Origin of the sequence: Salinisphaera sp. SPP-AMP-43, assembly GCF_049568105.1 — a bacterium.
GTDB lineage: Bacteria > Pseudomonadota > Gammaproteobacteria > Nevskiales > Salinisphaeraceae > Salinisphaera.
This window is the reverse complement of sequence record NZ_CP145335.1, coordinates 3872295-3895393: the sequence shown is the minus strand read 5'-3', so window position 1 is coordinate 3895393 and position 23099 is coordinate 3872295. Positions and strand designations below refer to the sequence as shown.

The window sequence follows — 23099 nt, the reverse complement described above, 5'->3', positions numbered from 1 at the left end:
GCGGGTCGAAGTGCAGCCCAACGCTTAAGGTCGGGCCCGGCCGCGCATCGCGCCCGACTCGACCAGGCTTGAATCATGGTGCGTATTGAAAGCGCCGCTGCGTCCAGTGGGCCGGTATCGCTTGATCCATATCAAATAGGCCGGCGGTCAGGTGCGCGATTCTCAAACGCGAATCAGAGTTTTGATCTGAAGGCATTACAGACATGGATATTCTGGACAGTCTGGCCGCCGATCACCGGCGTATGCGCCACGTGCTCGAACAAATCAGCCACGAGCTCGGCCGCTATCTTAGGGCACGGCCCGACGCGGTCCGGCGGCTGCGGGCGTGGGTCGATGTCTATATCGATTATGTCGCCCGGGTCCACATACCGCGCGAGCGTTGTCTACGGAATTATCTGGGCGAACACGATGATGCCGAGACCGCTGTTGCCGGGCCGGGGGCCTGGCAACAGCTTAGAGACTGTCTGGCTCGCCCGCTGCCGCGTGCCGAACGGCTGTCGCTTCGGCGTCGGCTGGTGGCGCTCATGCGCGCCAGCGAAGAGGCCATGAGCCACGAAGAGCAGGCGTTGTTCGTCGCCAGCCGTGATCGTCTAAGCCGGATCGAGCGCCATACCCTGGCGTTGCGCTGGATGCTCTATGGCCCGGCCGCCGGCTCAGCAGAGGCAACCCGTATGGTGCGGGTTACGGCGCCTTAGGCCCAAAGGCCAGGGCGTGCCCGCGCCGCCTCGCCGCCCCATGGTTCATTGGCATGGGCGGCCCGAATAGACAGGCGCTGTAACGTAGCGGCTCAGCCGCGTCGTCCCTTGCCGTGGTGCGCGCCAGCCATGCTCGCTATGCCTTGGCAGCGTTTGACGCAGACTCGCACGACGCTTCGACAGCCCCTCGGGCGTGTCGTCATAAGAGACGCCACCGCATGACGTCCGCCCATCGTGTCGGGCAAGGCGTAGGCCGCCGAGCATGGCGGGCCCCACGGTAACGCCGCCTGGCGCGGTGGGCAGGCATCACCCGCAAGCGCCCATACCCCTGAGGTGGCCATTCGGCGTTATCGTTCGCTCACGTAGCCGGGCCTCGCCACGATGTCTTCTTGCCGCCTCAGGGGCGCGGCTGGGGGGATCTCATGTACGACATGCCCTAGGGCGGTGATCAGCGGCCTAACCCTGTCACCGCTCGGCCAGATCAGCGATGCTTGCTCGCAGTACCCGATAGAAGTTATCGACCGCCTGCAGATCGACCCGCTCGGTGGGCGAGTGCGCGCCGCGTATCGTCGGTCCGAAAGAAATCATTTGCATTTTCGGATACTTCGCGCCGATCAGGCCACATTCCAGGCCGGCGTGGATCACTTTGACTTCCGGCTTGGCGCCGGCCACCTGGGCGTGTACGTCGATAAAACGCGCCAACAGATCGGATTTCGGGTTCGGTGCCCAGCCCGGGTAGCCGCGTTGACGGGTTACCGGAAAGCCGGCCAGCTCGAACATTGTGGCGATACGTTCGACCAGCGAATCCCGGGCTGAGTCCACGAGTGAGCGCACCATGAGTTGGGCGGTGAACACGCCGTCGGCGATCTGGATCACGCCGATATTATTGGAAGTCTCGACTACGCCGGGAGCCGCCACACTCATGCGCTCGATGCCGAACGGCAGGGTATAGAGCAGGCCGATCAGGCGCTTGCTATCGGCTTTGGACAGGGCGGAATCCGCCTCGGCCCGTTCCTGGCCGATCGTGACCTCGCTATCGACGCCGGCCAGCTCTTTTTTGAAGATGGCTTCGAGCTCGACCAGCTCGGCAGTGGCGTCATCGAAATCGGCATCCGGGATCGCCACGGTCGCCCAGGCCGCCCGGGTGATGGCGTTATCCATGCGCCCGCCGTCGTAGTCGACCAGCCGCAGGCCGTGTGGCAGCAGTCGATATAGCACCCGGGCCAGTAACCGATTGGCGCTGGCGCGACCGGTATCGATATCCATGCCGGAGTGGCCGCCGGTCAGTCCGTGCACCCCGACCCTAAATACCGTGAGATTGCCTTCCAACGGATGCTCGGCCAACTCGGTCTCGGTGGTGACGTTGGCGCCACCGGCACAGCCGATGGTGACCTCCCCTTCTTCCTCGGTATCCAGATTGAGCAGCAGCTGGCCCGATAGCCAGTTCGGTGCCAGATTGGCCGCGCCGACCAACGAGACCTCCTCGGCGATCGTCAGCAGGACTTCGATTGGGCCGTGTTTGAGATCGGTTTCGTCCAGAATCGCGAGCGCGGCGGCGGCGCCGATGCCGTTGTCGGCACCGAGTGTCGTGCCGTGGGCTTTGAGCCAGCCGTCTTCGGTGAAGGTCTCGATCGGATCCTTCTGGAAATCGTGATCCACACCGGCATCGGCCTCGGCGACCATATCCACATGGCCCTGCAGCACGACCCCCGGGGCGTTCTCGCAGCCCGGCGAAGCGGGCTTTCGAATCAGCAGGTTGTTGGCCTCGTCCCGTTCATGGGTGAGGCCGCGCTGATCGGCCCAGGCCTCGATCTTGGCCAGAATGGCGTCTTCATGCCACGACGGCCGCGGCGTATCGCAGAAGGTACGAAAATGCTGCCAGAGCAGCGTTGGTTCGAGTTGCTCGAGGTGCGCGTTCACGGTATCTGATTCCCCGTTGATCAGTACGACAGCGGCAAAGCATAGGCAATCGAAGCGCTTGAGGCCATGCCTCGACTAGGCCGAGCTTCGACCTATGGATGATCGACAGGGGGCCGGATTCCGCTATGGTTCAGGGTAAGCGGTTACCCCAAAAGCCGCTGCGATAAAGGAGGAGATATGCAATTCGAATTTCTGGTGGATGCCGGAAACACGCTTGGCGAGGGCCCACTCTGGGATACCCAAGAGCAGCGCCTGTACTGGATCGACAGTCTGGGCAATACCGTCAATCGCTGCCAGGCCGATGGCAGCGAGGTCGAAAGCTGGTCGGTGCCGGCCAATATCGGTTCGCTGGCACTGCGCGAACAGGGGGGCGGCCTGGTCGCACTGCAGACCGGTTTCCATTTTTTGGATTTCGAGACCGGTGAATGCGAGTTCATCACCGATCCCGAAGCGGACAATCCGGGCACCCGCTTCAACGACGGCAAGGTCGATCGGCGCGGGCGCATGATCGCCGGTTGTATGGATTACGATGAAAAAAGCGGCAGTTCCGGGTTGTACCGGCTGGATGCCGATCTGTCCTGTCACAAGCTCGATGACGGCATCGTGGTCTCGAACGGCCCTTGCTGGAGCCCAGACGACAAGACCTTCTATTTCGCCGATACCTGGCAGGCGATCTATGCCTACGATTACGACATCGATGCCGGTACGGTCGCGAACAAGCGAGTGTTCGTGCCGGTCGAGGATGAATCGCTCGGCGTGCCCGATGGGGCGACTGTGGATGCCGAAGGTTTCGTCTGGAGCGCGCAGGTGTATGGCGCCAAGCTCAACCGCTATGCGCCAGATGGCCGTCTCGATCGCTCGATTGATTTCCCGATCCAGAACATCACCAGCGTAATGTTTGGCGGCGAAAATCTCGATACGCTGTTCGTAACCAGCATGGGCCATCAGCCGGTTCGGGGGAAAAAATCGACCGATCCGCGCAACGGCGGGGTATTCGCGGTACACGGGCTAGGCGTGCAGGGGTTACCCGAGCATCGCTTCGCCGGCTGAGCCCGCCCAAGGAGATCGAATAAAGTGTCGGATACGTCCAGCAAGCGCCGCCGCAGCAGCACGCGTACGAGCGGTTCGCCGACCATCGGCGATGTGGCGCGGACTGCGGGCGTATCCACGGCCACCGTGTCGCGTATTCTCAACGGGGTACCGAACAAGGCCTCCGAAGAGACCGCGCGCCGGGTCCAGGCTGCGGTCGATGAGCTGCGTTATCGCCCGGTTCAAGCCGGCCGGTCGCTCAGCAAAATGCGTTCGGCAGTGATCGCGCTGCTGACCCCGGATAACCGCAATGCCTTCTACGCCAGCATTGCCGACGCAGTACAACGTGGTATCAGCGCCACCGGCAACGCCATGACGCTGTGCAACACGCGTGAGGATCCCGTGTCGCAGGATGCCTATATCGAAGAGATGCGTTCGCATCTGGTATCCGGCGTGGTGCTGCTGGGGGCGGTTCGCACGCCGGGTTTGGAACGGCTTCTTAAGGATGGACCGCCGGTGGTTTTCGTGAACCGGAAATGCCCGGTCGAGGGCCACAGCCCGTTTATCGGGATCGATAACTATGCGGCTGGACACGACGTGGGGCGCTATTTCCTCGAACGCGGTTATAGCGACTGTGCGGCCTTGCATGGGCCGTGGAGTTCATCGGCCAGTCGCGAGCGTTTCGAGGGTTTTCGCGATGCCATAGCTGCAGCCGGTGTGGCGTTGGCCGAGGACTGTGTCGTGGAATGCGACCTGACCATCGAATCCGGCTATCGACAGTCGCAGCGCCTGTTCGACCAGGGCCGGGCGCCGCGGGCGGTGTTCTGTGGCAACGACCCGATCGCCTATGGACTGCATCGGCGCTGCCAGGAACTTGATTTCGCGGTGCCCGAAGACATCGCCATTTTCGGTTTCGACGATAACCCGCTCAACGAATGGTTGGCGCCGTGGCTGAGTACGGTGCACGTGCCTTTAGAAGAGCTGGGCCAGCAGGTCAGCGAAGTGATGAGTCGGCTGCTAGACGGAGGCAGTGATGTGCCAGCGCGGACCGTATTGGCCCATACCTTGACGATTCGTTCGTCAGCCTGACGCAGGACAGCTATAAAAAAATTTAGCTGTAAGGGTAAGCGATTACCCTAAATAAGAAACGAGAGATCCATGGAGGAGATGACATGACAATATTTAAGACGAGACGTGTGTCGCTAGGCGTTGCGCTACTGGCGCTCGTGCTGGGATCGGCGGCGATATCGAGCCATGCTCAGGCAGCAGACAAGACATACAAGGTCTATCTGAGCATGAGTTATATCGGCAACGACTGGCAGAGCGAGGCCAAGAACATGGTCACCGCCATGTCCAAATACTACTCGGACAAGGTGGATTTCCATGTCCAGGTGGCCGGTACCAACGCCCAGAAACAGATCCAGCAGATCAACGGCATGGTCCAGGCCGGGGCCGATGCGATCATCGTCTATCCGATCTCGCCGAACGCCCTCAACGCCGTGGTGCGTAATGCCTGTAATCGTGGCGTAGTGGTCATGGCTTACGATTCCGAGATCACCGAGTCCTGTGCCCACAACGTGACTATCGACCAGCATGAAGCCGGCACCAAGACCGCCCAGTGGCTGGCCGATTCGCTCGATCACAAAGGCAATGTCGTAATGGTCACCGGCGTGCCGGGCACGTCGGTCGATAAGGCCCGCACCGAAGCGGCGATGAAGGTGTTCAAGAAATACCCGAAACTCAACGTGATCGCCAAGCCCAACGGCATGTGGTCGCAGGCGGTGGCCCGCAAGGCGTTGTCGCAGGTGGTCGCCACCCATGGCTGGGACAACATCGACGGTCTATGGATGCAGGTTGGCTGCTATACCGGGACCTCGATGCAGATCGAAGCCGGTATTGCCGAAGACAAACTGCGCCCCTGTGCCGGTGAGGCCTCGAATGGTCATCGCGTGCAGATGCTGGCAGCCGGCACGGTCAAGGGCGAAAGCGATACCTACAAGCCGGTCGGTTTAAAGAGCATTTCCTATGGCTCGCCGATCTATTCCGGCGCATTGGCACTCAAGTTGGCTCTGGCCAAGCTGGAGGGACAGAAGAAGAGCCTGCCGCACAACATCAAGCTGCCGCTGCCGTTGGCCACTACCGACCAAGTCAAGCTTTGCAAGACCGGTTCCTATAAAGAACTGGCAGACGGCTGCAACGTGTTCGATCCGAGTCGCGTGCCGCCGGGCTGGTTTTCCGACATTTACAGCAAGGATACGCCCGAAGTCGGTTTCCAGGCCGCGCTCAACGCCAAGCCGGAACCCCGCCAGTAAGGTTCGCCCGGTCCGGCAGCCTTTGGCGCTGCCGGACCTCCCGGAATTCCTAGTTTTGTGGAGGTTGTCATGACGGACATGGCGATCGAACTCAGCGCTATCGTCAAGCGCTATGGCCCGACTGTGGCGCTTAACGAAGCTTCGCTGGCGGTACCGGCCGGTCAGGTACATGCCCTGCTGGGCGAAAACGGCGCCGGCAAATCGACCACGGTCAAAGTGCTCAGCGGCCTGGTCACGCCCGATAGCGGCGATATTCGCGTATTTGGCGACGAGGTACGCCTTCGTTCGCCGCGCGATGCCCATCGTCACGGCATTCAGACCGCCTTCCAGGAGCTGACGCTGGTGCCGGATCTGACCGTTACCCAGAATCTGCTCTTGCCTTACACCCCGGCCAATGCCTTGGGATTGCTGCGCTCGCGCAGCGCCAAGCGCAAGGCCGTGACCGAACTCGAGCGGCTCGACCTCGGCGATATCGACCCCCGGGCTGAAGTGCGTGATCTGGATCTGCCGACCCGCCAGAAGCTGGAGATCGCCAAGGCCGTGATTCGCGAGCCGCGCATCCTATTGCTCGACGAGCCGACCTCGGCGCTGTCCGGGCGCAACGTCGACTGGCTAGAAGGGCTGGTCGCCCGGCTGCGTGCCGACGGCGTGACCATGATCTTCATCACTCATCGCATGCAGGAAGTGCGCAGTTTCTGCCAGGCGTTATCGGTATATCGCGATGGGCGCTGTGTCGGCAGCGGTGCGGTCGCGGACTACAGCGACGGCGATATCGTCGAGCTGATGCTCGGCCGGGCGATGACCCAGTCCTATCCGCCCAAGATCGCCGCCCCGACGGCGGATGCCCCGGTGCTGCTGTCCACCCGCGGGCTGACCGTCGGCGAGCGGTTGGTCGATGTCGACCTGGATATCCGTCGCGGCGAAGTGGTGGGCGTGGCCGCGCTACAGGGCATGGGCCAGAGCGCGCTCTACGGCAGCCTGTTTGGGCTGGACCGGGCAAGCCGCGGCACGATGGCGGTCGAGGGCCGGGAGGTCGAGTTCGCCTCGCCGCGTGATGCGATCCGCTCGGGCATCGGCATCAGTTATCTGCCGGAGGATCGCAAGACCGAAGGGCTGCTGCTGCCCATGAACGGGGTCGAGAATGCCTCGCTGCCGCTGCTCGATCGCTTCGCTCGCTTCGGCTGGCTCGACAAGCGCCGCGAGACCCAGGCCGTGCGTGCCGTGCTCGATCAGGTCCAGGTCGACCCGCGCGCGCTATATACCCGCTGCAGTGCGTTCAGTGGCGGCAACCAGCAGAAGATCGTGCTCGCCAAATGGCTGCTGACCCAGTCGCAGCTGATGCTGATGTTCGACCCCACCCGCGGTATCGACGTCGGCACCAAGCTGGAGATCTTCGAACGCATGCACCGCTTTGCCGAGAACGGCGGCGGTGTGCTGTTCCATTCCACCGACACCGCCGAACTGGTCAACGTGGCCCATCGTGTGATCGTGCTCTATCGCGGCCGCGTCGTACGCGAATTGGCCGGCGAGGCCATCACCGAACAGGCCTTGCTCGAAGCCGAACTCGGCCAGATCGATACCGAGGCCGAGCCGGAGTCCGCCGCAGGCGGCCGTGACGCCGGCCACGCGGTCGCCCAGCGCGCTGCGGCGTTCGTCTAACGGGGCCAATCATGTCTGCAACCCTGCCTAATCTGAATATCGCCCGCCATCGTGGCCTGTTGATCGCGGTTGGCGCCTTCGTGGTCGTCTCTGTGTTGCTGCAGACTCTGTCGCGCGGCGGTCTGACTTATTTCGATCTGAGCTTTCTGTCGGCCGGCGGCGCGCCGCTAGCGATCGCTGCGATTGGCGAAACGCTGGTCATTCTGTCCGGCGGCTTCGATCTATCGGCGGCTGCGGTGGTTTCGCTGACCAACGTGTTCCTGGCCGCCTACATGCCCGATACCCCGATGGGGCAGGTGCTGTTCCCGATCCTCGCACTCGGTATCGGCGGCCTGGTCGGCGCGGTCAACGGTCTGTTCGTAGGTTTCCTGCGCCTGCCGGCGATCGTGGTCACGCTGGCGACCATGTTCATCGTCCAGGGCATCACGCTGCTGGTGATGAGCCAGCCAGGCGGCTCGATCCCGGGCGGTTTCATCAGCCTGTTGAGCGGCGACACGATCACCGGTGTCCTGCCGACCCCGATCGTGGTTGTACTGGCCATGCTCGGCGTGTGGTGGCTGATTAAGCATTCGCGGCTGGGGTTGTCGATCTATGCCATCGGCAGTGATGCCTCGGCGGCCCAGTCCACCGGCATCAACGAACGCTGGGCGCGGTTCTGGACGTTTGTGCTGGCCGGTGTGATGTATGCCGCGGCCGGCGTGTTCATCAGTGCCCAGACCGGCTCGGGCGACCCGCATATCGGCGCCCCGATGCTGCTGCAGCTGTTCACTGCCGTGGTGCTCGGCGGCACGTTGCTCGGCGGTGGTCGCGGCGGGGCGCTCGGCAGTGTGCTCGGCGCTTACGTAATCCAGATGACGGCCAACGTGCTGCTCGTGCTCAATGTGTCGCCGTATTACACAACGGTCGCCGAATCGGTGATTCTGTTGCTGGCGGTGCTGGCCACGACTCTGTCTAGCGATTCCCAGGCTATGGGCTATCTGCGCTACAGCACGCTCAAGATCGGACGGTACTGGCGGGGCACGCGGCCGCTACGCCGTTCGCGGGCCGATACGGCACTGCCGAACGATTTCGGCGGCCACGTCGCGGCCGAGCGGCAGTCGTTTTCGCTGGCCGATCTGTGGACCCGCCATGGCGATCAGCTGCGCTTCGTGATGCCGGCCTACGTGCTGTTCGCGGGCCTTTTGGCAATTACGTTCGTGATGTTCGCCCATCGCGCCGGGGTGTTCGGCTATGTCGATTCGCTGCTGGTACTGACATCGTTCCTGGCCATCCTCGGTCTCGGCCAGGGGCTGGTGATTCTGACCGGCGGGCTCGATCTGTCGCTGCCCTGGAACATCGCTGCCAGCGGCATCCTGCTGACCCAGATCGTGCACGGATCGAACGAGATCGCGCTCTGGGGAATTCCTGCGGTATTGATCTTTGGCAGTCTAGCCGGGCTCTTGAACGGCGTCGGCGTAGCGATTCTCGGCATCTCGCCGATCGTGGTCACGCTCGCCATGAACGGGCTGCTGCAAGGCTTTGCCCTGGTGCTGACCGGCGGTGCGCCCCAGGGCTGGACCGCGCCGTTCCTGCAGACCTTCATGACCGGCGAATTCCTCGGCGTGACTCCGGTCATCTGGTTTCTGATCGCTTTCGTGGCGGCCGCGACGTTGCTGCTGACCCGCACCACCTTCGGTCGCCAGATCTATGCCGTGGGCAACAGTGAAAGTGTGGCCCGGCTGTCCGGTGTCTCGGTCGGTCGTACGCTGATCGCTGCCTATACCGTCAGTGGGCTGTGCGCGGCCCTGGCCGGGGTATTGCTGACCGGCTTCAACGGTCAGGCCTTCAACGGTATGGGCGATCCTTATCTGCTGTCCTCGATCGCGGTGGTGGTGGTCGGCGGCACGTTGATCACCGGCGGGCGCGGCCATTATCTGGGCATCTTGGGCGGGGCCTTAGCGCTGACCGCGCTCGACACCCTGTTGGCCGGGACCATGCTCTCCGATTCGGTGAAAAGCATTGTTTACGGCTGCGTGGTCTTGGCCGCGGTACTGGCTCTGCGCGAGCGCGCCTGAGCGATTTTCAAGAACAAAGAACGAGTTCGTGAGGAGCGAATAATGAATCAAGACGTATTTCAGCCACAGCCCGGCCTGCGGGTGCTGATTACCGCCGGGGCAACGGGCATCGGTCGGGCGATCGCCGATGCGTTGATCGCCCGCGAGGCTCGGGTCTGGATCTGTGATGTCTCCGAGGAGGCGATCGCCGAATTCACCGATACCCACCCGGAGGCGCGCGCCACGCTCGCCGACGTGCGCAGCGAGGAAGAAGTGGCCGCTTGCGTGGACGCCGTCCACCGCGAATGGGGGGGCGTCGACGTGGTGCTCAACAACGCCGGCATCGCCGGCGACACGGGGCCGATCGACGAAATCGCCCCAGACAGCTGGCGCAACACGGTCGATGTGAACCTCAATGGCCAGTTCTACTGCGCCCACTACGCTGCGCCCCTACTGCGCGAGTCCGAAGGCGTGCTGATCAATATGTCGTCGGTGGCCGGCCGGTTCGGCTATGCCCAGCGCACCCCGTATTCAGCCACCAAGTGGGCGATCATCGGCCTGACCGAGAGCCTGGCCAAGGAGCTGGGCCCGAGCGGAGTCCGGGTCAACGCTATCCTGCCCGGTATCGTACGCGGGCCGCGCATGGAAGGCGTGATCGCGGCCCGTGCCAAGGCGCTCGGCCTGTCGTACGAGGCGATGGAAGCCCAGTACCTGGAGAAAATCTCGCTGCGGCGCATGGTCGGGCCGGAAGACATTGCCTACATGGTGGTGTTTCTGTGCAGCGAAGCCGGCCGCAATGTGTCCGGCCAGGCGCTGAGCGTCTGCGGCAACGTCGAGACCCTCTAGGGAGGCGGTCATGAGTCATCACGTTGCCGTGGTTGGCGCCGGACTCATCGGGCGTGCCTGGGCGATCGTGTTCGCCCGCGCCGGATTCGATGTCGCATTGACCGATGTATCCGCCGATGCGCTGGCCAAGGCAGGCGAGACAATCGAGGCATCGGTCTACGATCTGGTGACGGCCGGACTGGTCCAGAACGCCGGTTTTACAACGCAGATACGTTACGAATCCGAACTGGGCGCAGCCCTGGCCGGGGCCAGCTATGTTCAAGAATGCGGTCCGGAGATACTCCCGGCCAAGCAGGCCCTGTTCGCTGAGCTTGAAGCAGCGAGTACACCGGACACGATCCTGGCCAGTTCGACGTCGGGCATCCTGGCCTCGGATTTCGCGGCCGGGCTCGCACACCCGGAGCGCTGTCTGGTCGCGCATCCGGTCAATCCGCCCTATCTGATTCCCCTGGTCGAGCTGGTGCCGGCGCCAGCGACCGATCCGGCCGTGGTCGAGCGCGCCCGGGCCTTGATCGAGGCCGCCGGACAGGTGCCGATCACGGTACATCAGGAAATCACCGGCTTCGTACTCAACCGCCTGCAGGGCGCGATGCTCAACGAAGCCATGCGCTTGGTCGGCGGTGGCTACGTGAGTGCCGATGATCTCGACAACACGGTCAAGCACGGTCTCGGCCTGCGCTGGTCGTTCATGGGCCCGTTGGAAACCATCGATCTGAACGCGCCCGGCGGTATCGCCGACTATGCCGCGCGCTACGGACCCCTGTATGCCGGTATGGCCGAAAGCCAGGCTCAAGCGCCCGACTGGAGCGAGTCCGCCATTGCCGAACTCGAACATGCCCGTCGCGAACGGCTGCCGGCAACCGAGCTTGCCGAGCGTCAGGCATGGCGTGATCGGCGCCTGATGGCGCTGGCCGCCCACAAGCGCGACATGGACAACACCGATCCTGAAAATTGAGGGAGTAAGACAATGGCTAAGCCTCAACCCGTCATCATCACCTGTGCCGTCACCGGCGCCATTCATACGCCGTCGATGTCGCCGCATCTGCCGGTCACCCCAGCCCAGATCCGTGACGCCGCGCTCGGCGCAGCCGAGGCTGGGGCGGCGATCGTGCATCTGCACGCTCGCGACCCGGAGACCGGTAAGCCGAGCCAGGATACGGCCCTGTTCGATCAGTTCCTGCCGGACATCAAGGCCCAAAGCGATGTCGTGATCAATCTCACCACCGGCGGCGCACCGACCATGCCGGTCGAGGAACGCATGGGCCCAGCGCATCATTTCGCCCCCGAGCTGGCCTCGCTGAATATGGGCTCGATGAATTTCGGGCTTTACGAAATGCTGAACCGGTTCAAGACGTTCGAACACGACTGGGAATATCCGTACCTGGCCGAGAGCGACGACCGGATCTTCAAGAACACCTTCCGCGACATCGCCCACATTCTGGAAGCCTGCGGGGCCAACGACACCCGTTTCGAGCTCGAGTGCTACGACATCAATCATCTGTATACGGCCGCCCATTTCCTGGATCGCGGCCTGCTCAAGACACCGCTGTTCATCCAGTCGGTATTCGGGCTGCGGGGTGGCATTGCCGGCCATCCTGAAGACTTCATGCATATGAAACGCACGGCTGATCGTCTGTTCGGCGACGGCTATCGCTGGTCGGTACTGGGCGCCGGGCGCAATCAGATGAACCTGGGCGCGATGTCGGTGGCGATGGGCTCGAACGTCCGCGTCGGACTCGAAGATTCGCTCTGGGATGGCCCGGGCCAGCTGGCCGCTTCCAACGCCGACCAGGTCAAGCGTATCCGCACCGTCATCGAGGCCCTGGGCCTGCGCGTGGCGACCCCCGACGAAGCCCGAGAAAGGCTGGGCCTGAAGGGCGGCGACCAGGTCAACTTCTAGACCGAAACCAGATAACGCATCGGAGCAGATATGAACAAGGAATACGCCTCGGCGGCGGCCGCGCTCGACGGGCTGGTCGCCGATGGTATGACGCTGGCGGTTGGCGGCTTCGGGCTGTGCGGCATTCCCGAAGCCCTGATCGCGGCCCTGCGCGATACCGGCAAGCGCGATCTGACGGTCGCCAGCAATAACGCGGGCGTGGATGGCTTCGGCCTCGGGCTGCTGCTGGAATCGCGCCAGATCAAGAAAATGATCTCGTCCTATGTCGGCGAGAACAAGGAATTCGAGCGCCAGTATCTGTCTGGCGAGCTGGAGCTGGAATTCGCGCCGCAGGGCACGCTAGCCGAGCGCCTGCGAGCCGGCGGCGCCGGGATTGCGGCGTTCTATACCCGCACCGCCTATGGCACCCAGATCGCCGAGGGCAAGGAAACCCGCGAGTTCGACGGTCACCATTACGTCATGGAACGGGGCTTACCCGTCGACGTCGCACTCGTTAAGGCCGAAGTCGCCGACACGATCGGCAATCTGCGTTTTGCCAAGACTGCCCGCAATTTCAATCCGCTGGCGGCGACCGCCGGGCGAGTCTGCGTGGTCGAGGTCGAACGGATCGTGGCCGCCGGCGAGATCGAGCCTGACGATATTCACCTGCCGGGTATCTACGTCGATCGCATCGTGGTCAATGCCACACCCGAAAAACGTATCGAAAAACGCACCGTGAGGGAGGCCGCCTGATGCCCTGGACCCGCGAAGACATGGCCGCCCGTGCGGCCGACGAGCTCGAGGATGGCTTCTACGTCAATCTCGGTATCGGCCAGCCTACGCTGGTCGCCAATTATATTCCGGACGGGCTGGATGTCTGGCTGCAATCGGAAAACGGCCTGCTCGGCATCGGCCCGTTTCCGACCGAGGACACCATCGACCCGGATCTGATCAACGCCGGCAAGCAGACCGTTACTGCGCTGCCCGGCAGCAGCTTCTTCGACAACGCCGAGTCGTTCGCCATGATCCGCGGCGGGCATGTGGACCTGGCGATTCTTGGCGCCATGCAGGTCTCGGCTACTGGCGATCTGGCCAACTGGATGATCCCGGGCAAGATGGTCAAGGGCATGGGCGGGGCCATGGACCTGGTGGCCGGCGTCAAACGCGTGGTCGTGCTGATGGCGCATACCGCCAAGGGCGAGCCCAAAATCTTATCCGAATGCACGCTGCCGCTGACCGGCGTGGGGGTGGTCAATCGCATCATTACCGATCTTGGCGTGATGGATATCACCGACCAAGGCATCGCTGTGGTCGAAATGGCGCCTGGGGTGACCTTCGGCGAAATCCAGGCAGCCACCGGCTGCCCCTTGCTCGATCACTGCGAGGCCTCCCATGCCTAATGTCGCGATCGTGGCCGCGACGCGCACGCCGATCGGCCGTTTCCAGGGGGCGCTCGCGCCGCTGTCGGCGGTCGATCTAGGGGCGGCGGTGATCCGCGATGTCTGCGCTGGTCTCGATCCGGCCAGCGTCGACGAAGTATTCATGGGCCATGTACTGCGCGCCGGCTGTGGCCAGAACACCGCCCGCCAGGCTGCGATGGCCGCCGGCCTGCCGGACACTGTGCCGGCCACCGCGATCGACAAAGTCTGTGGTTCGGGGCTGGCGAGCGTACACGCGGCCGTGCAGGCGATCCGGACCGGCGATGCGACCACGATCGTGGCCGGCGGCATGGAAAGCATGAGTCGGGCCGCCTATGTACTGCCCAAGGCCCGTGCCGGCTTGCGCATGGGCCATGCCGAACTCATCGACAGCATGGTCTCCGACGGTCTGTGGGATGCCTTCAACGACTATCACATGGGCGTGACGGCCGAGAATCTGGCCCAACGCTATGCCATCGATCGCACAGCCCAGGATGCGTTCGCTGCCGAGTCGCATCGGCGGGCGGCGGCTGCGATCGAAACGGGGGCCTTCGACGCTGAACTGGCCTCGATCGCGGTGCCGCAACGACGCGGAGAGCCGATCGTCGTCGATCGCGACGAACAGCCGCGGGCCGATACCACAGCCGAGTCGCTGGCGGGACTCAAACCGGCCTTCGATCGCGAGGGTACGGTCACGGCCGGCAATGCCTCCGCGCTCAACGACGGTGCGGCAGCCCTCGTGCTCATGGACGCCGACGCGGCCGCAGCCGAAGGCCGGCCGGTGCTTGCCCGCGTGGCCGGGCTGGCCAGCGCCGGCGTCGATCCGGCCTATATGGGCATTGGCCCGGTGCATGCCGTGCGTCGTTGTCTGGAACGTACCGGTTGGCAGCTGTCCGATGTCGATCTGATCGAGGCCAATGAAGCCTTTGCCGCCCAGGCGCTGGCGGTCGGCGGCGAACTCGGCTGGGATGCGGCGCGGGTGAACGTCAACGGCGGGGCGATCGCGCTCGGCCATCCGATCGGTGCCTCGGGCGCTCGGGTGCTGGTGACGCTGGTGCATGCCATGGCGGCTCGCGAGGCGCATCGCGGCATCGCCACGCTCTGTATCGGCGGCGGCCAAGGCATCGCGATCGCGATCGAACGGTAGGGCATGCGCTGGCTCAGGTCGGGTTCGCGGCCAGGGTATCGGCCAGCCAGTCGATGACGGTTGCCGTGTGTGCATCGTCGGCGCGCCCCGGCGCCGCATAGACCGACAGGCCACGCGGCAGGGTCAGATAGTCCGGCATCGGACGCACCAGTTGGCCGGTCGCCAGCAGGTGCTCGAGCCCGCGCCCCCAGCCGAGCCCGATACCCTGACCCATCACGGCGGCCTGCAGGACAACGGGATAGTTGTCGAACACGCTGCCCTCGGGTGCCGGGCCGGGCAGGCCGACCGCGGACAGCCATTCGCCCCAGGTCAGCCAGCCGTCCTGGGGATCGTCGCGGCAATGCAGGATCGGATAGTCGGCCAGATCCGCTGCGCTCAGGCTGCCGGCAGCCGCCACGGCCGGGCTGCACACCGGAAACACTTCGTCGGGTACGGAAAATACCGGGGCCAGCACGCCGGCCGGGCGCGTGCCGCATTGCAGGGCGAGATCGAAGGATTCTTCGGCATAGGTCAGTGGCTGGGTCGAGGCATTCACCCGCAGACGGATCTGCGGATGGCTGTCGTGGAACGCTGGCAGCCGCGGGATCAGCCAGTACATCGACATATAGATTTCGGTCAGCAGCACGACGTCGTCGTTGTCGCGGCGCGATCGTAGCCGTTCTGCGGTGGCGGCGATGGTTTCCAGGCCGTTGCCGATCGCCCTGGCGAGTTCGGCGCCGGCATCGGTCAGGGCCACCGAACGATGCTGACGCGTGAACAGGCTGACGCCCAGATCCTGTTCCAGTGCCCGGATCTGTCGGCTCACGGCCGCTTGGGTGAGATGCAGTTCCGCAGCGGCTGCAGTAAAGCTCTGGCGGCGAGCGGCCGCTTCGAATGGCAGCAGGCTCGCCAGAGGCGGTAGGGTGCGACGCAGTCGGCTCATATCTGTCATTACCTGAGATTATGCGAAGCGATCGATTCATCGCGTGACGCGAAACGCCGGCTGGGCCAGCATCCGCTCATTCTCTACAGCCGGATCATGTCATGGATCGTATGTCTTGGTGGGCGTCGCCGGCCGCTGGCGGGCTCGGCTACATCGTGCTGGCGGCCGTTGTTCTGGCCTTGGGCGATGGTTTGGTCAAGATCGTTTCGCATACGGTCAGCGTGTGGCAGCTGATATTCATTCGTTCCGTAGTGGCGCTGCCGCTGCTGTGGGTGCTGTTGCTCACCCGGCGCGCGCCGCTGGCCCGGCGTACGAAGAATCTGGGCTGGCTCGGCCTACGCAGTGTATTGCTGGTGGCGATGTGGATTCTGGTTTATCTCGCCCTGACCCAGTTGAGCCTGCCGAGCGTCTCGGCGGCCCTGTACAGTGCGCCGGTGTTGATTACGGTGATGTCGGCGTTGGCGCCCGGACGGCGGCTCGGCCGGGGGGAAATCGGTGCCGTAGCCTTGGGTTTCGTGGGCGTGCTGGTGCTCCTGCGGCCAGGCACATCGGCTTTTTCGCCGATGCTGATATTGCCGTTGGTCGGGGCGGTGTTCTATGCGTTGGCGGCGATGCTGACTGCCTCGCATTGTCGTGAGGAGTCGCCCTTACTGATGGCGCTCGGCGTACATATGGTATTTCTGTTCGCCGGCTTACTGGGATTGCTCGGTACGTCGGTGGTTTCGTTGCCGGCGAGCTGGCAGGAAAGCGCCCCGTTCGTAGCGACTGGGTGGCATACGCTGTCGATCCCGGCGCTGGCTGAAGTCGCGCCGATCGTCGTGGCGCTGGCGGTGATTGCGGTCGTGGCTAGTGCGGCGATGGCGCGTGCCTACCAGATGGCGCCCGCGCCTCTGGTGGCCGCCGGCGACTATAGCTATCTGGTGTTTTCGGCGCTGTGGAGTCTGCTGCTGTTTTCCCACGTGCCGGATCTTTGGGCCATCGGCGGTATGCTGATGATCGCGGTAGCCGGTGTCTGTGCGACCGGCGGTGGCTCGCCGGGTGCGGCCCGCGTACCCCGTGCGCGCCATGCCGCGCTACGTGGCCGCGGGGCTTCGATGTCGGCGTCATGAGCCGCTGGGGCGTAGTGCGGGGTCGTGCGAGCGCTGCGTTGCTGCCCTAAATCGTGGCTGGCGAGGCACAAGCCGCCGGTTCTGGTTCTGGGCGTGCCATGATCGAGGCGCGTAATGTGGGCCGACGCGATTCAGGCCGCAGCCCAGCGTTGCTGCTCATTGACGTCGCGCAACTGCGCTGTACGCAAAGCGCCTCGGCTTGTAGCCCAACAGCCCTGGCGTGGACTCGCCTTCGGGCAGCAAGAAGGGTTGCGTACCGCGGGGTGGCCACGGCGCCTCAAAAAAAAGCCGGAGCGAAGCTCCGGCTCTCGAGCGGGCTGTTGAAAGCGGCCTAGTGGCCTACTCGAAGAGGCCCGCTCCTCGACTGATCAGTCGAGCGTGTCGCGGGCCTTGTCCTTGCCTTTGCCGAGCGTGTCTTGCGCTTTGCCCTTGTTTTTTTGGGCTTTGCCCTCGGCTTCCTTTTCTTCGTCGCCAGTCAGTTTGCCGACCTGCTCCTTGACGGTGCCTTTGATCTTGTCGGCCGTACCTTGTTTGCGATCTTCGTCAACCATGTAAGAACCCTCCGGTTCCAGTGTGAAGCTCGGGGGGAGAGCTTCGAAGTGCCTGCGGCGTGGCCGCGAGGCGAGATATTGGTCTTGCGACCCGGCGGGCGGTTCAAGCCCGCTTAATTGACGCTAGCGCCCCTGCTCAGCGCAGGCCATCGGTAGAAGTACCGAGCTGGACCGGTGCCGGCGTCGCGAGCGGTTCCGGCAGCGGCACGCCCTGCGTCACCAGCAGGTGGCGCAGTTTCTGGATGATCGGAAAGATTTCGTTGTTCAGATCCTCGCCCTGGGCATCGAAGGCGCGTTGTTCGGCTTCGACGATGTCTTCGTCCTGGCCGAAGATGCCGTTGGTAAAGGCCACGATGAACGGCCAGAGCAGATGAATGGCGCCGGGGATGCCCGGTTTTTTCACCATCATCAGGCCAAAGGTATGGTTTTTTCGCTGTTCGGCGTCGATCGGCACATAGGCATTCCACAGATCCAGCGCTGGTTCGCTCGAGCCGGCGGTCCAGAATTGCAGCGTCTGGTAGGGGTAGCCCGTACGGATGGTCATGATGTCCTTATCCTCACGGGCTTCGGCTTTGGCATCCGGGGTCTTGGCACGGCGGCCGAGCATGAATTTCTCGCCGATCGGCTGCTTGCCGCGGGCGCGATGGAAGGTGTAGTCCACTTCGACCCAGCCATCGCCTTCGCGAATCGCCAGTGCAGTCGGGTTGATGCTGCCCATCAAGCTGCGATGCAAGAACTGATGGTTCATGTCCATCAGGTTTTCGTGCATAAAACTGTAGTGACAGTCGATGCGACGATCCAGATAGCGGGTTTTGTATTCGGACTTGCCCCAGGACGGGATACGTGGGAACGCCTCGATATTGGGCGAGTGCACGTTGCCCGGGAACACGAAGATCAGCCCGTAGGCCTCGACGCAGGGATAGCTCTTCACGCCGTTGGGCAGCGATTTGTTCTTGTCCAGATAGGGGACGTTGATACAGGCGCCCGCGGTGTTGTAAGCCCAGCAGTGGTAGCCGCAGAGCAGGCGCTCACCGCGAACCTCGCCCAGCGACAACGGCACCTGGCGATGCGCACAGCGGTCTTCTAGGGCAAAGATCTCGCCTTTATCGGTGCGGGCGAGCACGATCGGCTCGCCGGCGAAGGCAACACCCTTGGTGCCGGCGCGCGGTACATCGCGCGAGCGCGCGAGCGGATACCAGTAGTCCGGGTCGATGCCGGTCTTGCGGATATCGTGGGGAAGCGGCGCTGCCAGGCCACGGTCAGCGCGGCGATCGACAGTGGGCAAGGAAACCGAGGACATAATAGAACCTCCTGGCCTTTACAAGAAGTGGGACTTGCCTTGTTTTAGCAGGATTTGTGCCGTTGCTACAGTCGGGAATCCTCATTATCGCGACGAACGGCGCTGTCCGGCCATGCCGGCGGCCACGAGCACCAACATCGCCAGCCCGGCCACGCCGCCATTGCCCCAGCGGACAAAGGGCGTTAGGCCGTCGTAGGCATGGATTTCGCCGGTCACTATGGTCTGTTCGAAATCGGGGGCGCGTTTTTCGATGCTACCGTCGGGCCCGACGATACCGGTGACCGCGCTGTTGTCCGCGCGCAGCAAATAGCGCCCGGTCTCGGCGGCGCGCATGCGGGCGATCTCGAAATGCTGGTCCGGGCCGATCGAGCGCCCGAACCAGGCATCGTCGGAGACGTTGACCAGCACGTTGGCCGGCGGGACGTCGCGAGCGATCAGGCCGCCGAAGATGTCTTCGTAGCAGATCGAAATGCCCAGGGCCACGTCGCCGGCCACGATCGGTTTCTGGTCGAGCGCGCCCGCCGTGAAATCCGAATACGGCATCCCCGATTGGGCCATCCAGCGTCGAATCACCTCCGGCACCGGAAAATATTCGCCAAAGGGCACCAAATGGCGCTTGGCATACAAACCGCTGCCGGCGCCGACCGCGACCACGCTGTTATAGATCTGCTGACCATCGGGGCTGGCGCGCAACAGCCCGGTAATCAGCGTAGTGTCGTGGGCAGCGAGCTGTTCGCCGAGATCGTCGAGCGCCGGTTTGACGGCGCGATAATAGTTCGGAATCGCGGTTTCCGGCCAGATCACCAAATCCGAGCGCCAATGGCCCCGGGTCAGGCTCGAATAGCGATGAACCGCCCGCTGCACGGCATCGGGCGACCATTTGGCCTGCTGAGCGACGTCACCCTGGGCCAGCGTGACCGACAGCGGTCGGCCGATCGGATGTGTCCAGTCGATCCGGCCGAGCCCGTAGGCGCCTGCCCAGACGACGGCCAAGCCTGCCAGCGCGATCGGAGCACGCCGCGGCGATGTGCTCAGCCAAGCCAGCAGGCCGGCCGACAGCGCGACCGCCCAGCTCACACCGAATACACCCAGGATCGGCGCCAGGCCAACCAAGGGCGAATCGATCTGGGAATAGCCGATCGACAACCAGGGAAAGCCGGAAAACACCCAGCCGCGCAGCCATTCGGCCAGGCACCAGAGGGCCGGCAGCCAGACCAGATAGCGCAGCGCCCCCGGCTGCGGTGCGACACGGGCCGTCAACGCCAAGATTGACGCAATGAATGTCGACAGCAGCACGATCAGGCCGACCAGCAACGCCACGGCCAGCGGCAGCGGCGCACCGCCAACGCCGGACAGGGCGATCAGGATCCAGTAGGTACCGGCGGCGAACTGGCCGATACCATAAGCCAGGCCGAGTAGCGCGGCGCGTCGCGGGGCGGTCTGGTCGGCCAGCCGGAACAGGGCGGCCAAAGTCAGCGGCAGGACCCAGAATGCGCCGAAGGGCGCGAACGCTGCGACCGAGGCGATCCCGGCCAGCACGGCCAAACTGGGCGCGATCCAGCCGCCGTGCAGGCTAAGACGTCGAATAGGGTTGGGCACGATGGAAAACCGCGGTACAAGCCAGCGGCCGGCATGCGCCGACCGCGTGTCGAGAAATCAAAAAGCCGACCGGCCCGGTTGGGTGATCAGCTATGGTTGTCGATATATTGCTTGAGCCATTGCTTGGGCGGCATGCCTACGCGGGCAGCCCATTGATCGTCTTGTTTTTGGTAGAGCACGGTCGGCGTGCCGCTGCCGCCGGCGGCCGCCATCTGTTTATAGTGCTGGTCGATCACGTCCTGGAGTTTTTTCGAGGGCGAATCGAGCGGCTCGATGCCGCCGTTCTCGCTATCTTCCTCGAAGCCGTTTTCGTTTTCGACTAGGGCCTTGGCTGGCTCGTCGGCGCTCAGGATCGCGGCCGCCCGGCCCATGCTGGACTCTTTGAGAAAGCCGACCATCACCCACTGGATCTGCAGCTGGCCGGCGTCGACCATCGGTTTGACCTGCTGATAGAAGCGATGGCAATAGATACAGTTCGGGTCGGCGAACACATATAGTACCGGCGCATCGTCCGGTCCTTGCTGGACTAGATGCTCGTCCGACTCGAGTTGATCGACCACTTTGCTGACATCCGGCTTGGGCACGTACTGGTCGGTATATTGGGCGGACAGATTGTCGCCGTCGGGCGAGATCAGCCGACCCATGATCAGATAGCCCTCGTCGCCGTAAACGATACGATGCTGGCCGTTCTGTTCGACCACGTAGCCGGTGATACCCGGGGCATCGGTATCGAACTGCTTGGTGACCTTGAACTGGCCGGCCTTGACGGCTTCCTGGAGTACCGGCGGCAGGTCTTTGGTTTTCGGCGCCGAGGTCGACTCGGCGGCGGCCGCGCCGGCTGCGCCCAGCAGTATCGAGGTCGCCAGGCTGGCGGCAAGGACACGGCGACGAAAGACGGTAAACGTCATGCAAGACTCCTGAGCAACACAGTGACCCGATCGATATGCACGATTGCCGGGTCGCATTGATATTCGGCAACGGTTCGAACCATCGAACATAACGTAGTTCGTGGTGAATCGGCGTTAACACCGGCCCGCAATGTACTAGCGGCAGTTCGCTTTGGCGAATAGCCTGGGCGAGGCATGCGCGATCGCGCCTGGCCGAACGGCGCGGTGCCTCGTAGTGGTTCGGCGGCGCGCGGAAGCGCGGCTGGGCAGGACCGCATCGGCCTGCAAAGCCGCCATTGTAGGCCGGCGATCACGATGGCCCCGGTTCGGGGGCGGCAGCCGCGGTGCTTTGGGCCAGGCCGCCGCCGCCCAAGACTTTGTACAAAGTGACCAGATTGGTCTGGCGCGCCAAACGGCGCCCGACCTCGTTGAGCCGAGCGTTGTACAGCGTGCGCTGCTCGACCAGCGTATCCAGAAAGCTGGCGGTGCCGGCCCGGTAGCGTGCCAACGACAGTCGATAGGCCCGGCTGCTGGCCGCTACAAGCGCCTGCTGGGCGGCGACCTGTTCGTTGATGGTCGCGCGCGTAGCCAGGGCATCGGCGACCTCGCGGAATGCGGTCTGGATGGTCTGTTCGTAGTCGGCGAGATCAATATGGCGCTGGACATGGGCCAGATCGAGCTGGGCCAGGCGCGAGCCGCCGTCGAAGATCGGCTGGTCGATCTGCGGGGTGAAGCTCCAGGATCGATTGTCGTCGGCGAACAGCCCGGACAGGCCCGAGGTCGCCCAGCCGGTGGCCGCAGTCAGGCTGATCGTTGGGAAAAACGCCGCGCGTGCCGCGCCGATCGAGGCATAGTCGCCGCGCAGCGTGTATTCGGCTGAAATCACGTCCGGCCGGTTGGTCAGGACTTGGGACGGAATGCCGGCCGGCAGATCGTCGATCACCGGGGCCGCAGGCACCTGGGCGCCCGGCAGATCGGCCGTGGCCACGCTGGTGCCGGCGACCAGGTTCAAGGCATTGCGATCCTGAGCCACCAGGGTGGTATAGCTGGCGACATCGACCCGGGCTGATTCGACCGCCGAACGGGCATCGGCCACGTCCGAGCCAGAGGCCACCCCGTAGTCGTGCCGGGCACGTACCAGTTTCAAATTCTGTCGCTGGTTGGCCAGGGTCTCTTGAGCGATCGCCAGACGTTCCTTGTCGGCGGCCAGGGTCAGCCAATCGCTGGCCACCTGGCCGATCAGGCTGATCTGGGTCGAGCGGCGCGCTGCCGCTGAAGACAGCAGGGCATCAAAGGCGGCTTGTTTCTGGTTGCGCAGTCGACCGAAGAAATCGAGTTCATAACTGGCAAAGCCGAGCTCGGCCGACAGGCTCTTGGACACCGATCTGCCGTTGACTACGTTGCCGCTGCTGGTGTCGTTGCCGCCGGCCGTGGTGCGGCCGGCGCGCGAAAACGTGGCACTGCTCGAGGCATCGATCGACGGAAACAGCTCGGCCCGGTTGTCGCGGTACTGGGCCCGGGCAGCTTCGATATCCAGGGCCGCGATCCGCAGGTTGCGGTTGTGGGCCAGGGCGGTGGCCACGGTCCGGCGCAACCGGTCGTCGACCAAGAAATCCCGCCAGCCCAGATCGGCGACATCCGGGGCTGCGACCGGCTCCGGGGCCGGGTTGGGGCCGACACTCGGCCACAGCGTCGGCGTGACCGGTGCCGGCTGTTGATAGTCGGGGGCCAGATTCACGCAGCCGGCGAGGCCGAACAGCGCCCCGACCAGCAGATATCGCAGCCCGCCCATA

The 23099-nt window shown here is 63.9% G+C and carries 20 protein-coding genes; 13 read left to right on the top strand and 7 right to left on the bottom strand.

What is annotated here, in order from left to right:
• The first annotated feature begins 203 nt into the window (after window positions 1-203).
• A complete protein-coding gene (locus V5738_RS16845; RefSeq protein WP_423821967.1) occupies window positions 204-695 on the top strand; it encodes a hypothetical protein in 492 nt (163 codons plus the stop codon).
• Between the two features lie 465 nt (window positions 696-1160).
• Here the strand turns inward: V5738_RS16845 and V5738_RS16840 are convergent, their stop codons facing one another.
• Window positions 1161-2615: an aminoacyl-histidine dipeptidase gene (locus tag V5738_RS16840; protein ID WP_423821966.1), complete on the bottom strand. Its 1455-nt coding sequence runs from the start codon at window positions 2613-2615 to the stop codon at window positions 1161-1163.
• Window positions 2616-2792: 177 nt separating this feature from the next.
• Here V5738_RS16840 and V5738_RS16835 point away from each other — a divergent pair, with 177 nt between their 5' ends.
• The 11 genes from V5738_RS16835 (at window position 2793) to V5738_RS16785 (ending at window position 14938) form a co-directional block, all read left to right on the top strand.
• On the top strand, window positions 2793-3665 hold the full coding sequence (locus V5738_RS16835; protein WP_423821965.1) for an SMP-30/gluconolactonase/LRE family protein: 873 nt from the start codon (window positions 2793-2795) through the stop codon (window positions 3663-3665).
• 24 nt (window positions 3666-3689) lie between these two features.
• Window positions 3690-4733, top strand: coding sequence for a LacI family DNA-binding transcriptional regulator (locus V5738_RS16830; protein WP_423821964.1), 1044 nt, complete (start codon window positions 3690-3692; stop codon window positions 4731-4733).
• Between the two features lie 83 nt (window positions 4734-4816).
• A complete protein-coding gene (locus V5738_RS16825; RefSeq protein WP_423821963.1) occupies window positions 4817-5956 on the top strand; it encodes a sugar ABC transporter substrate-binding protein in 1140 nt (379 codons plus the stop codon).
• Between the two features lie 69 nt (window positions 5957-6025).
• On the top strand, window positions 6026-7615 hold the full coding sequence (locus V5738_RS16820) for a sugar ABC transporter ATP-binding protein (protein ID WP_423821961.1): 1590 nt from the start codon (window positions 6026-6028) through the stop codon (window positions 7613-7615).
• 11 nt (window positions 7616-7626) lie between these two features.
• On the top strand, window positions 7627-9669 hold the full coding sequence (locus V5738_RS16815) for an ABC transporter permease (protein WP_423821960.1): 2043 nt from the start codon (window positions 7627-7629) through the stop codon (window positions 9667-9669).
• Window positions 9670-9711: 42 nt separating this feature from the next.
• Window positions 9712-10494: an SDR family oxidoreductase gene (locus V5738_RS16810; protein WP_423821959.1), complete on the top strand. Its 783-nt coding sequence runs from the start codon at window positions 9712-9714 to the stop codon at window positions 10492-10494.
• Between the two features lie 10 nt (window positions 10495-10504).
• Window positions 10505-11449, top strand: a complete 945-nt coding sequence (locus V5738_RS16805) for a 3-hydroxyacyl-CoA dehydrogenase (protein ID WP_423821958.1) — start codon at window positions 10505-10507, stop codon at window positions 11447-11449.
• Window positions 11450-11461: 12 nt separating this feature from the next.
• Complete coding sequence (locus tag V5738_RS16800) at window positions 11462-12394, top strand: 3-keto-5-aminohexanoate cleavage protein (RefSeq protein ID WP_423821957.1); 933 nt, start codon at window positions 11462-11464, stop codon at window positions 12392-12394.
• A gap of 30 nt (window positions 12395-12424) precedes the next feature.
• Window positions 12425-13126: a CoA transferase subunit A gene (locus V5738_RS16795; protein ID WP_423821956.1), complete on the top strand. Its 702-nt coding sequence runs from the start codon at window positions 12425-12427 to the stop codon at window positions 13124-13126.
• The gene (locus V5738_RS16790; protein WP_423821955.1) at window positions 13126-13773 is read left to right on the top strand and encodes a CoA transferase subunit B; all 648 of its coding nucleotides are present in this window, start codon (window positions 13126-13128) and stop codon (window positions 13771-13773) included. Before V5738_RS16795 ends, V5738_RS16790 begins: the two co-directional genes overlap by 1 nt.
• Window positions 13766-14938: an acetyl-CoA C-acetyltransferase gene (locus tag V5738_RS16785; RefSeq protein ID WP_423821954.1), complete on the top strand. Its 1173-nt coding sequence runs from the start codon at window positions 13766-13768 to the stop codon at window positions 14936-14938. Before V5738_RS16790 ends, V5738_RS16785 begins: the two co-directional genes overlap by 8 nt.
• A gap of 13 nt (window positions 14939-14951) precedes the next feature.
• On the opposite strand, the gene V5738_RS16780 is transcribed toward V5738_RS16785, so the two are convergent.
• Window positions 14952-15860: a LysR substrate-binding domain-containing protein gene (locus V5738_RS16780; protein WP_423821953.1), complete on the bottom strand. Its 909-nt coding sequence runs from the start codon at window positions 15858-15860 to the stop codon at window positions 14952-14954.
• A 101-nt stretch (window positions 15861-15961) separates the two neighbouring features.
• On the opposite strand from V5738_RS16780, the gene V5738_RS16775 reads away from it, so the two are divergent.
• Window positions 15962-16969: a DMT family transporter gene (locus V5738_RS16775; RefSeq protein WP_423821952.1), complete on the top strand. Its 1008-nt coding sequence runs from the start codon at window positions 15962-15964 to the stop codon at window positions 16967-16969.
• A 368-nt stretch (window positions 16970-17337) separates the two neighbouring features.
• Here V5738_RS16775 and V5738_RS16770 read toward each other — a convergent pair whose 3' ends face one another.
• The 5 genes from V5738_RS16770 to V5738_RS16750 all read right to left on the bottom strand — a co-directional run bounded on the left by V5738_RS16770 (window position 17338) and on the right by V5738_RS16750 (window position 23089).
• Window positions 17338-17520, bottom strand: coding sequence for a CsbD family protein (locus V5738_RS16770; RefSeq protein WP_423821951.1), 183 nt, complete (start codon window positions 17518-17520; stop codon window positions 17338-17340).
• Window positions 17521-17656: 136 nt separating this feature from the next.
• Window positions 17657-18820, bottom strand: coding sequence for a Rieske 2Fe-2S domain-containing protein (locus tag V5738_RS16765; protein WP_423821950.1), 1164 nt, complete (start codon window positions 18818-18820; stop codon window positions 17657-17659).
• An 84-nt stretch (window positions 18821-18904) separates the two neighbouring features.
• The gene (lnt, locus tag V5738_RS16760) at window positions 18905-20419 is read right to left on the bottom strand and encodes an apolipoprotein N-acyltransferase (RefSeq protein WP_423821949.1); all 1515 of its coding nucleotides are present in this window, start codon (window positions 20417-20419) and stop codon (window positions 18905-18907) included.
• Between the two features lie 86 nt (window positions 20420-20505).
• Complete coding sequence (gene dsbG / locus V5738_RS16755) at window positions 20506-21327, bottom strand: thiol:disulfide interchange protein DsbG (RefSeq protein WP_423821948.1); 822 nt, start codon at window positions 21325-21327, stop codon at window positions 20506-20508.
• A gap of 289 nt (window positions 21328-21616) precedes the next feature.
• On the bottom strand, window positions 21617-23089 hold the full coding sequence (locus V5738_RS16750) for an efflux transporter outer membrane subunit (protein ID WP_423824200.1): 1473 nt from the start codon (window positions 23087-23089) through the stop codon (window positions 21617-21619).
• Window positions 23090-23099 lie beyond the last annotated feature (10 nt).